The following is a 16236-nucleotide window of genomic DNA, read 5'->3' as shown; positions in this document are numbered from 1 at the left end:
CTATCACTTACTGATAGGCATTAGAGCCCCTAAATTGACATATTCATTTTAGGCTCTAAGTAAGACCTTCTATGATGAGTCCTTTACTGCATACTTGTATTTTCTCGGTTAAACGCTTCAAACCACAGATCAAATTCAGCCGCTTTTAAGGGTTTTGAAAACACATAGCCTTGGATGATGTCGCAATTGAGGTTACGCAGGATTTCAACACCTTCTTGTTCTTCAACCCCTTCGGCTACTACGGTAAAACCTAAGCCATGGATCAATTTAATACTCGTATCGACTATCATCACATCTTGGCTATCAGTGAGCATGTCTTTGATAAAGCTGCGATCAATTTTCACTTCATTAACAGGTAAAATTTTCAAATAGGCTAATGATGAATGACCTGTGCCAAAATCATCAATGGCAACAGACACGCCCATGTCACGGAATCGCTGTAATACACTCACCACTGTCTGTGCATCTTTCATCACGGCGCCTTCAGTGACTTCGATACAGAGTGCACCGCTTGGCAGATTATTGTCTTTCAGTAAAATGGCGATTTGATTTGGTAAGCGAGTATCGACTAAATCATGGGCCGACAGGTTAATAGCCAGTTTTAGCACTATACCCCGCCGCTGCCATGTCACTAATTGCTGAATTGCCTGCTTCAATACCCACTGGCTAACAATATCAATGTTGCCTGAATTTTCAGCCAGTTGGATAAATTCATCGGGCGGAATAAACCCTAGCGTAGGATGTTGCCAACGGATCAATGCCTCGGCACCAGTGCACTGGTTTAGGCGTAAATCCACTTTAGGTTGGAACACTAAATACAATTGGTTTTGCGCTAAACCTATAGGCAAATCACGGATAATCGTCAGCTCACGCTGATACTTTTCATCGGCGCCTTGACGATAACTGACAATACGTTGCTCTTCGAGACAGGCTTGATTGAGAGCAATTTCGGCGCGGCGCACTAACACATCGATATCAGCACCATTACCATCGATTTCAAGTAATCCCGCACGCACGGTAAGAGAAATATTTGAGCCTTGGATTGGAAAGGGAGACTCCAGCATATCCAATGACTTCAGTAAATGTTCGGGGCGAATACCTTGACTATACAGAAGTAAAAATGAGTCACCGTCTAATCGTGCCAGCAAATCCGGTGTCGGTGCTAATTGCTCTAGGCGACGAGCAAAAAGCAGTAATAAAGTATCGGCGTTGGCAAAACCAATAATATCGTTGATATGGCGGAAATGTTTAATATCTAACAACACCATAGCACCGGATAATTTATCGTTAAGATCCGCCAAATGCTGTTTTGCCGCAAAACGATTGAGTAAACCTGTCAAGCTATCGTGGCGAGATTGGTAGACTAAATCCTTTTCCCGCGCTTCAATATCATCGCGCATTAAGGATAAACTCTTGGCCAACACCCTAAGCTCTGCTGGCGCACCTTGAATATTGGCAGGCTGCTTACCTTGACCGATTTTGCGGGCATAATTCACTAGTTGATGCACAGGTTCAGTCAAACTGCCCGACAACCAAATCGCAATCGCAATCGCCAGCGCTAAGGTCAAAGCAAAAATCAGCAGCATATTATTGCGTAGTTGCTGATAACTTTGCTGCCACTTGAGGTTTGATTGGTGTAGTAGCGCTAATTGGCTGCCGTTGTGATCATAAAGTTTGATGCCCATAGACAGATGATCTACGGGAATACTTTCACTAGGCATTTTCAGCAAGCTAGGCAATAAGCTCGCCTGCTCAATTACGCTTAACTTTTCATTATCTGATAAGGTTGAAGCTATTTCAGTGCGGCCCGTTGCCTGATTGACAAAACTCACATCGATGCCCGTAATAGCTTTAGCTTGTTGGGCGACCTTCTCATCCAATAAAAAACCCATGCCAACCCAAGCGATTAAGGTCGGCGCCTTCACCGGCTGCAGCACAAACTGATAGCTAGCATGATCAAAATTAAGGATAGATAACGCATTATGATTGCTGGTGGTCATATTAAATAAGGATTGAATATCATCCTGAGTGAGTCCGGGCAAACTCGAGGTCAAGAGCTCCCCTTTAGGTGATAACAATACAGCGGCGTCGGCACCAATACGAGAGCCGTGATTAGATAACACTGACTCAATGGTTTCTTGCTCACCAGTAGCAATCGCGCGCTTAAAACCAAAATCGGCACTGAGTACGGACAAACTTTGACTGAGCTGAATACCGCGATTCGATAACACTTCGAGAAACACATTCGCGCCAATATCGAGGCTTTTCTGTTGCTGTAAAAAGTTATCTTTTTCGGTCGCTGTCAACACAGAAAATGCCGTGGCAAATTGCACTAACGTCAGCACAATAAAGAAAACTAAAATCAGCCGAGCGCGAAAACTATTTAGCATGTAATGGCTTACCTTCAGAATCGTAGTGACCAAATCCCGACGGCGGAGCCGACGGTTTAGCTTGACGCTCAATGTCTAAGGACAGACTGAGTTGACTAGGACCATTAACTATCAGTAAATCCGTTGGCTCTGATGCCGCCCTCTGCCATGGATGCCAGCGCTTAACTTTATATTGACCGGCGGTAAGTCCCTTAAACTGGATCTCACCTTTTTCGTCCGTCACCGCGACAATAGGGCTATCTGCCACATAGATAAATGCCTGCATATAATCGTGAATATTACAGCCAAGCGCGACCAAACCGGGTTTATCGAACTGAATCGGCGCTTCGGCCTGACCCACATACAATTTAAGTTCGAAAGGCTTCGCTTCTGAAAAAGAATACACATGGTGGCGAGTACGATCTAAGTTGGGGAAATCCACCTTTGCACCTTTAGGCACCGCCAGTACAAAGGGGATAAAGGTTCGATTTTTTTGCGACATTTCATAATGCTCGACAGGTATCGCATTATCGGGCATTACAGCAGGGATCAGCTCCACAACAGTATCGGCAATGGCCTGTTGTTGCAGATCTACTACATTAATATTGAGTTCAGCAGCCATGACTTGAGGCGTGAAATAGATCAAAACGCAAAGTACTAACGCATATAAAACGCGATATAGGATCATCCGTTACCTCGGGCATAGTGATGCAAGGCCAACAAGTACCTTAGCTGAGTTCTGCGTAAAAAAACGATCTAGATTCATCTAGCATTGTACATTACTAATACATTGAATAATCATCAAATTATATAGAAAAGTCGTAAAACAGTAACCATTCTAATCATACTGTGATAATGACGCACTCAAGTGGCAATAAGTTATAAACTAACAGAATGGTCTGGTAATAGTTATTCATTGTTTCTTATTGATGATCCAGAAAATACCAACGATATTCCTCATTTCTGGTTTTAGTTTTAATCTGGCGAGCAATACCATCACTAAGCATCAATTGACCTAATGTTAATTAACCCCAGCTAAAGATAGTCAAATCTAATCGCTCTCGCCGTGAATAAACAAAAAAGGCCTACTCAATGTAGACCTTTCATGTGTTTTTCAACTAGAAAACAAGCTTAACCGACTGTTATCTCTTTATGCTCATCGGCTTTTTTACCGCCTCTCTTTGCTAAGGCATAGTAAAACAGCGGCGTTAGGATAAGACCAAATACAGTCACCCCAATCATACCAGCGAATACAGCCACACCCATGGCTTGGCGCATCTCAGCGCCCGCGCCAGTGGAGAACACCATAGGCACTACTCCCATAATAAAGGCGATAGATGTCATCAAGATAGGACGTAAACGTAATCTTGCAGCCTCTAATATCGCCTCCATAGGTGCCATACCATGATCTTGTTTCTCCTTTGCAAACTCGACAATCAAGATAGCGTTTTTAGTCGCCAGCCCCACCAGCACTATCAGGCCAATTTGGGTGAAGATATTATTATCCCCACCGTAAATCAGCACACCACTGAGGGCTGAAAGTAAGGTCATTGGGATGATTAAGATAATCGCCAATGGCAAGCTTAAGCTCTCGTACTGGGCAGCTAGCACCATAAACACTAAGATGATCACCAGCGGGAAAACTAAAAGACCCGTATTGCCCGCGAGAATTTGCTGATAGGTCAGTTCGGTCCACTCATAAGTCATACCATTAGGTAACGTTTCAGCCAAAATTTTCTCAATCGCCGCCTGCGCTTGGCCGGTACTCACACCAGCTGCTGGACCACCGTTGATTTCAGCGGTCGTGAAACCGTTATAGTGCATCACTCTATCAGGGCCTGAACTTTGGCTGACGTTGATGAACGAACCTAGCGGGATCATGTCACCATTCAGATTCGGTACCTTTAGCTGACTTATCTGCTGCGGACTTTGACGGAACGCCTCGTCGGCTTGCATATTCACCTGATAGGTTCGACCGAAACGATTGAAGTCGTTGACATAAGTCGAGCCCATATAGGTTTGTAATGTCTGGAAAATTTGATCGAGCGACACAGCCTGCTGTTTCGCTTTAGTCCGATCGATATCCAGTTCAAGTTGTGGCACATTCACTTGATAGCTAGAGAAAACGCCAACTAACTGAGGATCGACCCACGCTTTATACATCACTTGTTGGGTCACCTGATACAAGGCCTCATAACCAAGGTTGGCTCTGTCTTGAATTTGCAGACGGAACCCTCCTATGGTGCCGAGGCCTTGCACAGGTGGCGGCGGGAAGATGGCAATAAACGCGTCTTGAATAGCAGCAAATTGCTGATTCAATTGTCCTGCAATGGCATTCGCCGACAGTTCAGGACTGGTACGCGAGTCAAAATCATCGAGCGCAACAAACACCACGCCTGAGTTAGGACTATTGGTAAAACCGTTGATGCTAAGGCCAGGGAAGGCAATCGAGTGCGCTACTCCGGGGTGATTTAGCGCAATCTCAGACATCTTCTTGATCACACTATCCGTACGTTCAAGGGATGCCGCATCGGGCAGCTGGGCAAAGGCCACTAAATACTGTTTATCTTGGCCGGGCACATAACCCGTTGGTGTATTGGCAAATTGCACACCCGTTAACACCACCATGCCTAAATACACTAGACCAATAATGCCGCCAAAACGGATAACCTTACGCACTAACCAGCCATAACCATCGGATGCACGGTTAAATAAGCGATTAAAAGGCACAAATAACCAAGCACCAAACAACTTATCCATTAGACGCGTTAAGCCGTCCTTAGGTGCATCATGGCTCTTGAGTAACAGCGCCGATAATGCCGGACTCAAAGTGAGTGAGTTAATCGCCGAGATAAAGGTCGAGATAGTAATAGTCAAGGCAAACTGTTTATAGAACTGCCCGGTTAAACCGCTCATAAAGGCCGTTGGAATAAACACCGCCGCCAGCACTAAGGTGGTTGCCACAATCGGGCCAGTCACTTCCTTCATCGCCTTTTGCGTTGCCTCTACTGGGCTTAATCCTGCGGCAATATTACGCTCGACGTTTTCGACCACCACGATGGCATCGTCAACCACAATCCCGATGGCGAGCACCAGCCCGAATAGCGACAAAGCATTTAACGAGAAACCGAGCAAATGCATAAAGGCAAAGGTACCGACCAAAGACACAGGCACGGCCACCAGCGGAATAATCGATGCGCGCCAAGTTTGCAGGAATAGCACCACCACCAACACCACCAGTAACACGGCTTCGAGCAGGGTTTTTACCACAGCTTCAATCGAGCCACGCACGAACACTGTTGGGTCGTAAACGATTTCGTATTCGAGTCCTTCAGGGAATCCTTTAGACAGCTCTGCCATTTTGGCGCGTACATCATCGGAAATCTGAATCGCGTTAGAGCCCGATGCTTGGAATACAGGAATAGCGACCGCGTCCTTATTATCGAGTAAAGAGCGCAGCGCATAACTCGTTGCACCCAACTCGATGCGGGCAACATCTTTAAGGCGGATCACCTCAGCATTCTGACCAACTTTGATAATGATATCTTCAAATTCAGACAGTTCAGTTAAACGACCTTTAACGTTAATCAAAAGTTGAAAGTCAGCACTGCCACTGGGCTGCGCGCCTAAACTGCCCGCTGCTGCCTGTTGGTTTTGCTCGCGCACGGCGGCAATAATGTCCGCTGGCGATAAACCCAGCGCCGAGACTTTATTGGGATCAAGCCAAATTCTCAGGCTGTATTCGCCGGCGCCAAACAAACGTACAGCGCCGACACCGTTTATCCGCGCTAACTCGTCTTTGACGTTTAGCGCCGCATAGTTAGACAGATACAACATGTCGTAACGGTTATCCGGCGATAACAAATGCACCACCATGGTGAGATCCGGCGATGATTTTTCAGTAACAATACCAAGACGTTGTACTTCCTGCGGCAGACGCGGCATAGCGCGATCGACTCGGCTCTGCACTTGGGTTTGTGCCTTATCCACATCCGTGCCAATCGCAAAGGTGATGGTCAAGGTCATACGTCCATCGGACGTCGCCTGCGATGACATGTACAACATGTCTTCGACGCCGTTGATTTCCTGCTCCAGCGGTGAAGCCACGGTTTCGGCAATCACTTTAGGATTTGCGCCAGGATAATTAGCAGTGACCACTACCGTTGGCGGCACTACCTCTGGATATTCGGTAATAGGCAACTGCCAAACGGCAATCGCCCCCGTGATAAGAAACAGCAATGACAGTACGGCTGCAAATATCGGTCTTTTAATGAAAAATTGCGACAACATAGTGTGTTATTCCTTAACCGCGGCTCGCCGTTTCGACCGCTTGCGCCGTCAAATGATCTTGGTTTTTATCGAGTATTAACTGGGCTTGGCGTAATGCTTCGAGCTTGTCGCTGTCGACCATTTCAACCATGTGCGGATCAATTTGCATCTTAGGACGCACGCGCTGCATACCGTTGACGACGATCTTATCTTCGGCCATCAAACCTTGGGTCACGATACGCAGTCCTTGGACTTTTTCGCCTAAGGTCACGCCGCGATATTCAACTAAACCATCGGCGCCCACCACTAACACAAACTTATTATTCAGATCTGTGCCAACGGCTTTATCGTCAATCAAGATACCTTCATAAGCGCCACTACCTGCTGTGCGAAGACGAGCAAACAAGCCAGGCAATAAGCTATTGTCTTCATTGTCAAAAGAGGCTCTCACGCGAATGGTACCGGTCTGTTTATCCATCGCATTATCCACAAAGTCGACCATGCCGATATGTTGATAATCACGCTCATTGGCTAAGGCCATGTACACAGGGTTGTCGCCAGCGCGGGGATCGTTTCGTTTCTTCTCGGCCGTTAATTTCACGTATTTGAGGTAGGTTTGCTCATCCACATCGAAATAGGCATACATGCTGGCGGTAGAGACTAAGCTGGTCAGCACACTCTGCCCCGCAGTAACATAATTGCCCGCAGTGACATTCGCGTAGGACACGCGACCATCAATTGGCGCTTGTACTTGGGTATAAGCTAAATCAAGCTCGGCGCGCATTAGCGCCGCTTTCACCGAGGCCACTGCAGCCGCGGTTTGACGTTTGTTTGACTCACGGGTATCGAGTAACTCGGCAGACACCGCTTTTTGGTCAAACAATTTATGGGCTCGTTCAAAGTCATTTGTGGCCAGTTGCTCAGCAGAGAGTGCGCTAGCAAGATCTGCTTTTAACCGGGCCACTTCCACTTCAAAAACACTTGGATCGATGCGGAATAATACGTCGCCTTTTTTCACTAAGGCGCCTTCTTTAAAATTCACTGAGTCGATATATCCAGATACACGCGGGATAAGGGTGACACTTTCTGGCGCCTGTAAACGGCCGGTAAACTCGTCCCATTCGGTCACTCGCTCATGCAATACTTGGGCGACATCCACCATAGGCGCACTTGGTGCTGGCCCCTGCTGCGCTGTTTGCTCACCACAAGCAGAAAGAACGAAAGCGGCCACAGCCGTTAACATCATTATTCGTAAGGGTTTATTGCTCTTCATATTACTATCCTCAAAGTGGCGGGCATGTCACGCTGTTCGAACCACACACATTTAAATACCGACTGGTAAAAAATATTCTGTACTGGACGGTAATATATAGCGTAAAATGACTCTGTCAACAAATTTATGTACCGATTGGTATTAAATTGAAAGCGCGCACTGACCTTTACTTTGCAATGCGACCTTAGGCGGAAAGCCACAAGTTTGATCTTCAAAGCATTTTTATGAATATTGAGGCGAACGCCGACTGACACGGATTGAATGCTGAACTTAGGTGACACATTGGATGACTAAGTAGACAAATCCCCTTAGTCGGTCATCAGTCAGCAAGTGTGGCTGGACACGGACTAAACCCATGTCTATCCTAGGGGCAATTGAGAATTGAGGAGCCTAATGATGTCAACCGTCACCCAGACGCCCTGTGTAGGTCGCCCACGTGCCTTCGACACTGACGATGCATTAGCCAAAGCCTTAGAAGTCTTCTGGCGCAAAGGTTTTGAAGGTACATCGTTAACCGATTTAACCCAAGCTATGGGCATTAATAAGCCAAGCCTTTATGCCGCCTTCGGCAATAAAGAACAGTTATTTCTCAAAGCGATAGAATTATATGAACAACGCCCCTGTGCGTTTTTCTATCCCGCGCTGGAGCAGAAAACCGCCTATCTGGTAGTCGAGTCAATGCTGCTCGGGGCCGCGAGCTCTTTGGTGGATAAAAGCCATCCGCAGGGATGTTTGATTGTTCAAGGAGCATTAACCTGCAGTGAAGCAGGGCAAGCGATTAAAGACACTTTGATTAATCGTCGCCGCGACGGTGAAATCGCTCTGTGCGAAAGATTGCAACGCGCTAAAGATGAAGGGGATTTACCCGCAGATGCCGAGCCGTTATTGCTTGCCCGTTATGTCGGCACAGTATTGCAAGGCATGGCCGTACAAGCGACCAGTGGGATTTGCCCGAATGAATTACGCAAAGTCGCCGAGCTAGTGCTCGCTAACTTTCCGCGCAATGATGAGTCCTGATCCATAAATCCTAATGCACAAATCCTGATGCGCACAAACAATAAACCCCAGTTGAGTTCTCACTTAACTGGGGTTTTATTTATGCTTTGCTTTATTTCTGTCCAAGCATTTACTTCTGTCCAACCAAGAGTTCTCTAAACAGTTGTCTGAGTCGTTTCAATAATGGCAGGCTGCTTTTATCTTGATGCTGGATCACATCGACGTTTGCATACCAGCCTATCTGCTCAAACTCTATAGGGACCCGAGTCAAGTTGCCCGATAAAACTGAGCTGGATGCCATGTGCTCTGGTAACAGACACCAACCATGGCCCTGTAATGCGAGCTCCAATAACACATAATAGTTATCGGCATACCAAACATCAGGACTGAATGCCTGCTGAAAACTACTGGTTTTAGTATTACGTGAGCGGATGCATAATTGTCGATACAGTCGCAATGAGTCCATGTTCGGTGCAACTGATTTCGCTAAGGGATGCGAACTCGCCACATACAGATCGAATTCAATCACACCAATACTCTCAAAATCTATACTACTTGGCATAGATAATTCGCTAAAAATCAGTCCTGTAGATGCTCTTCCCGAATGTACCATGTCGATAATATCTATGCTTGAGGCACTGAGAAACTCGAGTTCGATATTAGGGAAATCACTTTCTAACAACTGAATAATTTCCGATATTCTCTGTATCGGAATGCCTTCATCCATCGCAAGGCACACTTCTGAAGATTGACTACCAAAGAGCGATAAGGCGGTATGTTTGAGTCTACGATGTTGAAGAATCGTCGCTCTTGCGTAGGGCAGTAATTTACTGCCTTCGGCCGTTAATACAGGGTAACGACCCGAACGGTCAAATAACTCAACCCCACAGTCAATTTCAAGATTCATCACATGCTGGCTAACCACGGATTGTGCTTTCTTCAATTGCCTTGCGGCATTCGAAAATGAACCAGATTCTACGGTTTCCATAAAGGCTTCGAGTTGTTCGAGACTAAACATATCGCTTTTACCGATACTATCTAACTATTAGTTATCCCTATACTAGATAAAATTATGGCCATAGTCACATTGAATGAATGGGAAATAGCCATGAAAACGACAGAACGTATCTTTAACGCCTTACTCTTTGAAGCGATTGCACTCGCGATTATTATTCCCGTTTCTGCCCTCATATCAGGCAAGGGAACCAGTGAGCTTGTCATAGTCGGTATCGCTTTGAGTCTTTATACCGTGGTATGGAACTACTTCTACAACCTAGGATTCGACAGGGTATTTGGGGCAAATCGAGAGCAACGCACTTTAAAAACCCGAATACTGCATACCTTTGGATTTGAAGGGGGACTTATTTTCATTAGCATACCGACCATCGCCTGGTTTCTACAAATAGGTTGGTTGGCAGCCATGGGCTTAGAGGCGGTTTTTTTGATCTTTTTCTTCTTCTATAGCACGCTATTCCATTGGTGCTATGACAAGTATCAGCCCTATAAGACTTGGATTACTATGCAAGCCACTAAGGTCAAATAGCGCAGCTAAGATCAACACACATCACCATCAAACGAACCTCACTAAACAATTTAGCGATTCGTTTGATGGCAGCATTGAAACTTATCCAGTTCAATTTCTTCTACTTATACCAATCACATTAAATATCTAATCAGTTCAGAGCCTCACAGGCATCTCAATCCAAGGCGCATTGACGCAGAAATGGTGATTCCCTTTTAAGTCAATGCAACACGGGAGTGGGATGCCTGTGAGGCTCCCGAAGGGCGGGTTTTAACGCGCTTTATACTGCGTTCAAGGCTTTCGACAGAGCACCACTATGCCTTCAAGCCTTCGCCTTGTCTAAAGCGCGTTGAAATCCCGCTGAATGAACAGATATTTAGTACGATTGGTATTAACAAGAAAGCTAAACCAGTTCATGTGTTGCCCAGCGTAAAATTCCCCTTAAACACAGTACATAAAAATAATAGACCCGCACACAGTAAACTGAGGTTGTTTAAATATCCTATAAACATCACAAAAGGACTAACTATCAGTAATTAATATTCAAATCATTAGTCTAGATATAATTCTTTATGCTATAAAAGCCATATATTAAGCGGGGAGATGGAAGCAAAATGCGTGCAGGGAACAGAATGAGGCTCAGGATGCAGCAGGCATTAAATTTGCCGTCAGCATTGATACTTAGCATCGTTTTATTGCTCGTATCCATTATTTGCAACATGGCACTCGCTAAAGAAAGTAATGCAATACCAGCAGAATCGCAACCTCAAGCCATAACCTTAGCCGCAGAAGACAGTTGGCCACCTTTCGCCAATCAGTTTGGTCAAGGTATTTCCCATCGTTTAATCCAAGCCGCATTTAAACAGTCGCATATTGAAGTGAATAGCTTAGTTGTACCCTACTCCCGCGCCTTAATGATGGCGGAAAAAGGTGCAGTTGATGGGGTGTTTAACGTCACCCGCGAGAACAGTACTGAGCAACGCTTCATCTTTGGAAACACCCCATTATTTATCGCCACGGCTTCTTTTTATCAAAAGAAACAAAAACCTATTCTGGCAGACAATAAATGGGCTCTACCTAAAGGCACCGTTATCGGCGTGATTAAAAGCTATGAATATGGCGATGAGTTTCCCACATTAGTTAAACAGCAACAGCTCAATATTGTCACCGTCGCCAACCAACAACAGCTCATCAATTTATTGTTGATTGGTCGCATAGATGCCGCCTTGATGTTCGACTTAGTCGCGAAGGAAAACCTGAAAAAAATGGGCGTAGATGATGAGATTATTCCTGCATTTGCTAACCACAGCAGCGATATTTTTTTGGCCTTCTCGAAAGGAAATCCGCAAGCACAAACCTTAGCAAGCCAACTCGACGCTGGCTTATCACAGCTAAAAGCCACAGGCCAATACGACAAACTGCTCTTAGTCGCTGACTAATCCACTATCGCTACAAGCGAATGATAGATTACCGCTGCGAGCGAATGATCTCTTGATTCACCCAATATAACAGCTGCTTAATAGCCTTCGACAGGATCTGATTCTGGCGCACAATATAACCTAAACTCGTTGTAGGGAATTGCGGTAGAGGAGTGACTTTAGTGGTGAGATTCGCCTTAGTGTAAACAGAAAACTCCGGTACGATCGCCACACCAAATCCCGCCTCTGCCCAATCGATTTGCGCGTCAACACTGCCGACTTCCATTATTCTGTAATTCGATAAGTTCAGCGACGGTAATGCGGGATCTAATAATTCGCGGGTTCGCGTATCGTGTCCTAATAAAATCAACGTCGGTTGCTCAGCTAAGGGCGTATCCACAGAGGGTTTTGCCTGCTGCCATTGCTGTAAATTATCTCCGATTGCACACCATTTAATCTGTTGTAGCTCAGTAAAATGCAGTGGCTGACTTTCCTTCTGCGCAATCACAAACCCTAAATCGGCCTCGGCATTTTTCACCAATTCAGAGGCTTGTGATGAGGTTGTGTTGAGCAGTGAGAAATCTATTCCCGGAAACTCCGCCTTAAAAAGCTGAAACGGCTGGATCAACAATAACCGCGAGATAATGTCGCTGGCGGCAATGGTCAATGTGCCTTGGCTAAGGTCATTAATCGCATTGAGATCCGCCTGACAAATTTGCAGCTCCATTAACGTCTTCTGACTGCTCTCTAACAGGCGAAATCCCGCTTGCGTTAATCGAAAGGGATTACGGTCAATCAGCTTGACTCGAGTGCTTTGCTCTAACTGCTTAATATGCAAGCTAACATTGGGCTGCGTCATGTGCAGCGCTGTGGCCGCTTTCCCAAAATGCTTGTATTCAGCCAAAGTCACGAAGGTCTTTAACCAATGGATATCGAGCATCACGTCACCTTTTGCAAAGTATTAGAGTTAATGATAGCCAATGATATATGAAATTCTTATTGGGATGATAACCATAATTAATTTCTCTTATTCAATTGACGGGTCTAGCATAGCGTCTTAATCAATGAGGAGATGTTGTTATGCCGTCGATCGTGGTTGTGGGTGCAAATTGGGGTGATGAAGGCAAAGGCCGCATCGTAGATTATTTAGCCGCGGATGCCGCTGCCAGTATTCGCTTTCAAGGTGGTAACAACGCTGGTCATACCGTCGTCAACGACTATGGCACCTTTAAATTACACCAATTACCAAGTGGCATTTTCAACCCTAACTGCGTTGCAGTTTTAGGCCCTGGCATGGTGATCAGTCCTGAAAAACTCAGTGTAGAAATTGCTGAAGTGCAAGCGGCTGGCATTGAAGTCAAATTATGCATTTCTGACCGTGCTACCCTGTGCTTACCTCTACATGCATTAGAAGATACCTTAGAAGAACAACGTCTTGGCGACCTCGCCTATGGTTCAACCCGTCAAGGGATTGCGCCTGCCTATGGCGATCGCGTGATGAAGAAAGGCATTTTAGTCGGCTGGTTAAACCAACCTGAAGTGCTGCAAGAGCGTATTCAATTTATGCTCGACTGGAAATTGCCACAGTTAAAAGCACTTTATCCAAGCTGCGATTTTAATCAAACCGCCGCCGAAATGACCGCATGGTTATTAGAAGTGACGGCACCTTGGCGTCCGTTTATTTGTAACGTGACAGAGCCATTAAAAGCATTACAAAAACAAGATGCGAGCTTACTGTTTGAAGCGCAATTAGGTGCTGGCCGCGACTTAGTCTACGGCGAATATCCTTATACCACATCTTCAAACGTGACTGCGGCTTACGCGGGTATCGGCAGCGGTTTACCTGCCCTGCGTCCAGAGCGCGTAATTGCTGTCGCGAAAGCCTTTAGCTCATCAGTCGGCACAGGCACGTTAGTGACCGCAATGGAAGAGCAAGACGCCTTCCGCGAAAATGCCAACGAGTTTGGTGCAACGACAGGCCGTCCACGTGACATGGGATATTTTGATGCTGTTGCCACCCGTAATGGTGTTGAGCTACAAGCAGCAACCGAAATTGCCCTGACTAAGATTGATTGTCTTTCTGGCATGAAAGATCTGAAAATCTGTGTTGCCTATGCAGGTGAACACACAGAGAACCCAATTTGGCCACAAACTGCTGCGTTAAGCCCAGTGTACGAGCAAATGCCAAGCTGGAGCGAAGATATTACTGGTTGTCGCACCTTCGAAAGCCTGCCAGTCGCCGCACAACAATATGTTGAACGTATTGAAGACTTAATGGGTGTACGCGTTAGCATGGTTTCTGTTGGACCAGAGCGCGATCAAATGATCATTCGCTAGTAAACAACGTTTACCCTACAAAAAAGCCATATTCGCCTCGGTGAATATGGCTTTTTACTTTGATATGGTTTGTCATTGAAGAATCACTCAAGACGTTGATAGCGATGACTCGAATACCCCATATTCAAATATCGCCGCTAAATGAAATAGCATTACTCTTCGAATACGTATTTATCTATCATACCGACCATACGACCAATTTCTGGTTTAGTAATGGTATCGTTAGCACCTAATGCCATCGCCTTTGCGCGGTTATCTTCACTCATTAAAGAGGAAAACATCACAATTGGCATTTGTCGATACGCCTTGGATTCTCTTAAGCGTTTCACCAAATGCATGCCATCCATGCGAGGCATCTCAACATCCGTAATAATGGCGCTGACAAAATCAGAAATAGAAGCATTATCTTGGTCAGCAAGATTCTCAAATTCCATCAGCATTTCAAGGGCATCACCACCATCTTTGGCTGTGATAATGTTGTAACCTGCGCTGCGAAGGGTATTTTCGATCATCTTACGAATAAAAGCGGAATCATCGACAATTAAAATCGTTTTCGCTTCACGTTTCGCCAGCATTTTATCATTGATCAGTACACTTCTATCGAGCGTGACATCGTACTTATCCATACTCAGTTCAGGATTAATGTCAGCAATAATTTTCTCAAAATCCAATATCATAATGAGCATGCCATCACGGCGCACTACGGCAACGACACAATCATTTTCACCCGCTTCTAAAAATTGACTCGGCGATTCAACTTGCTCCCACGACACTCTATGGATGCTACGAACACTATCGATTAAGAACCCATTAATCATCTTATTAAAATCAGTCACTATGACCACTTTGTGGGTTAAATCCTCAGGTGTCGATATTCCGAGCCATCCGGCTAGATCGACCAAAGGGATCAACTTTTCTCGCAGCGAGAACACCCCAACCATGTGCCGCTGGGCATTGGGATAATCTGACGTTTCTGGCACCCTAATCACTTCTCTCACTTTGGCGACATTAATACCGTAATGGCACACCTTATGGCAACCGTTAGGAAGTGTCTTATGTAGATGAAACTCAATAATTTCGAGTTCATTTGTGCCACTCTCTGTCAATATTTCTGATTTTTTAATTTCGCTCATATAAAGCTCTCAACCTAGCAAATCAACGTAAGAAAGGGATTGCAGTTATCAGTATAGGAAGGGATTAATGAATTAGGCACGATAGTGTGATTTTACTGCCTGATTAGCGTGATATTTTTTGGGTAACAAGCATTTTATCTATAAGCAGAAAAGCGTCCCATAATCGAATCTAATGACTATTTCAGTCGTCACATTGTCAATCATGTCCAGATTAAGCATCGCCGTTGCCGACCTAAAGTAGTCTGCACATTTCCTTTAACAGCGCTTTTGTCTCTCCGCATTAGAGGTTTTGTTTTAAGAGATAAGCCGCTAAACTATTGCGCAATAAAACTATCTAGAATAGCCGTACCCCATGCCGCAATTTAGCCCGACCTTTTCTTTCCCAGTGCAAATCTACTATGAAGATACTGATTTTTCTGGCGTGGTGTATCACCCCAACTTTTTGAAATACTTCGAGCGAGCCCGTGAGCATGTGATTGGTGCTGAGCGTTTAAGTGCATTATGGCAACAAAACCAACTGGGTTTTGCTGTGTATCGTAGCGATATGCTATGCCATGAGGGGGTGGAATTTGCCGATATTATCGATGTACGGACTAAATTTTACTTTGAGAGCAAGTATCGCACTGTGTGGCTACAGGAAATTTGGCGCCCTCAGGGCAAAAAACCTGCTGTCACTGCAACCATAGAAATGGTGTGTATGAATCAAGCCCGTCAATTAGCGCCTATGCCGGCAGAGTTAATCGCCATATTAAGTCTTGGTTTCACATCAAGCGAACAAAGCTAATACTCTTACATACAAGTACGCGCGCGATTTTCTGAGCTTATTTCGACATCAGCAAAGGCAACAAAAATCACTCAAAGAAGTACAACTCAAATAACGATAACTGGACAGTATTAAGGCTCGGTTGCAAGCCTTAAT

At 45.3% G+C, this 16236-nt stretch carries 12 protein-coding genes; 5 read left to right on the top strand and 7 right to left on the bottom strand.

Annotated elements, in window-relative coordinates:
* Positions 1 to 83 precede the first annotated feature (83 nt).
* From L5M49_RS07995 to L5M49_RS07980, 4 genes are all read right to left on the bottom strand, one after another.
* Positions 84 to 2390 (bottom strand): GGDEF domain-containing phosphodiesterase, encoded by a 2307-nt coding sequence (locus L5M49_RS07995; RefSeq protein WP_263265794.1) that lies wholly within the window; start codon positions 2388 to 2390, stop codon positions 84 to 86.
* Positions 2380 to 3057, bottom strand: coding sequence for a methylamine utilization protein (locus tag L5M49_RS07990; RefSeq protein WP_263265793.1), 678 nt, complete (start codon positions 3055 to 3057; stop codon positions 2380 to 2382). Before L5M49_RS07990 ends, L5M49_RS07995 begins: the two co-directional genes overlap by 11 nt.
* Before the next feature lie 443 nt (positions 3058 to 3500).
* Positions 3501 to 6659: an efflux RND transporter permease subunit gene (locus tag L5M49_RS07985; protein WP_263265792.1), complete on the bottom strand. Its 3159-nt coding sequence runs from the start codon at positions 6657 to 6659 to the stop codon at positions 3501 to 3503.
* 13 nt (positions 6660 to 6672) lie between these two features.
* A complete protein-coding gene (locus L5M49_RS07980) occupies positions 6673 to 7911 on the bottom strand; it encodes an efflux RND transporter periplasmic adaptor subunit (RefSeq protein ID WP_263265791.1) in 1239 nt (412 codons plus the stop codon).
* Between the two features lie 393 nt (positions 7912 to 8304).
* Between L5M49_RS07980 and L5M49_RS07975 the strand changes: the two genes are divergently transcribed.
* Complete coding sequence (locus tag L5M49_RS07975; RefSeq protein ID WP_011847480.1) at positions 8305 to 8928, top strand: TetR/AcrR family transcriptional regulator; 624 nt, start codon at positions 8305 to 8307, stop codon at positions 8926 to 8928.
* A 109-nt stretch (positions 8929 to 9037) separates the two neighbouring features.
* On the opposite strand, the gene L5M49_RS07970 is transcribed toward L5M49_RS07975, so the two are convergent.
* Positions 9038 to 9925, bottom strand: coding sequence for a LysR family transcriptional regulator (locus L5M49_RS07970; protein WP_259540986.1), 888 nt, complete (start codon positions 9923 to 9925; stop codon positions 9038 to 9040).
* A gap of 90 nt (positions 9926 to 10015) precedes the next feature.
* Between L5M49_RS07970 and L5M49_RS07965 the strand changes: the two genes are divergently transcribed.
* Together L5M49_RS07965 and L5M49_RS07960 are read left to right on the top strand one after the other, a co-directional pair.
* Positions 10016 to 10450, top strand: coding sequence for a PACE efflux transporter (locus tag L5M49_RS07965; RefSeq protein ID WP_168822865.1), 435 nt, complete (start codon positions 10016 to 10018; stop codon positions 10448 to 10450).
* Positions 10451 to 11043: 593 nt separating this feature from the next.
* On the top strand, positions 11044 to 11868 hold the full coding sequence (locus L5M49_RS07960; protein WP_131523266.1) for a substrate-binding periplasmic protein: 825 nt from the start codon (positions 11044 to 11046) through the stop codon (positions 11866 to 11868).
* A gap of 28 nt (positions 11869 to 11896) precedes the next feature.
* Here the strand turns inward: L5M49_RS07960 and L5M49_RS07955 are convergent, their stop codons facing one another.
* On the bottom strand, positions 11897 to 12787 hold the full coding sequence (locus L5M49_RS07955) for a LysR family transcriptional regulator (RefSeq protein WP_028761417.1): 891 nt from the start codon (positions 12785 to 12787) through the stop codon (positions 11897 to 11899).
* Between the two features lie 140 nt (positions 12788 to 12927).
* Between L5M49_RS07955 and L5M49_RS07950 the strand changes: the two genes are divergently transcribed.
* Positions 12928 to 14184 (top strand): adenylosuccinate synthase, encoded by a 1257-nt coding sequence (locus tag L5M49_RS07950; RefSeq protein WP_028761418.1) that lies wholly within the window; start codon positions 12928 to 12930, stop codon positions 14182 to 14184.
* Between the two features lie 152 nt (positions 14185 to 14336).
* Here the strand turns inward: L5M49_RS07950 and L5M49_RS07945 are convergent, their stop codons facing one another.
* The gene (locus L5M49_RS07945; RefSeq protein WP_263265790.1) at positions 14337 to 15317 is read right to left on the bottom strand and encodes a chemotaxis protein; all 981 of its coding nucleotides are present in this window, start codon (positions 15315 to 15317) and stop codon (positions 14337 to 14339) included.
* Positions 15318 to 15669: 352 nt separating this feature from the next.
* Here L5M49_RS07945 and L5M49_RS07940 point away from each other — a divergent pair, with 352 nt between their 5' ends.
* The gene (locus tag L5M49_RS07940; protein ID WP_168822859.1) at positions 15670 to 16101 is read left to right on the top strand and encodes a thioesterase family protein; all 432 of its coding nucleotides are present in this window, start codon (positions 15670 to 15672) and stop codon (positions 16099 to 16101) included.
* The last annotated feature ends 135 nt before the right edge of the window (positions 16102 to 16236 follow it).

Origin of the sequence: Shewanella sp. SM74 (assembly GCF_025653725.1) — a bacterium.
Classification (GTDB): Bacteria; Pseudomonadota; Gammaproteobacteria; order Enterobacterales; family Shewanellaceae; genus Shewanella; species Shewanella oncorhynchi.
Note: the sequence above shows the minus strand (reverse complement) of the source record. Positions and strands in the feature narration are given on the sequence as shown.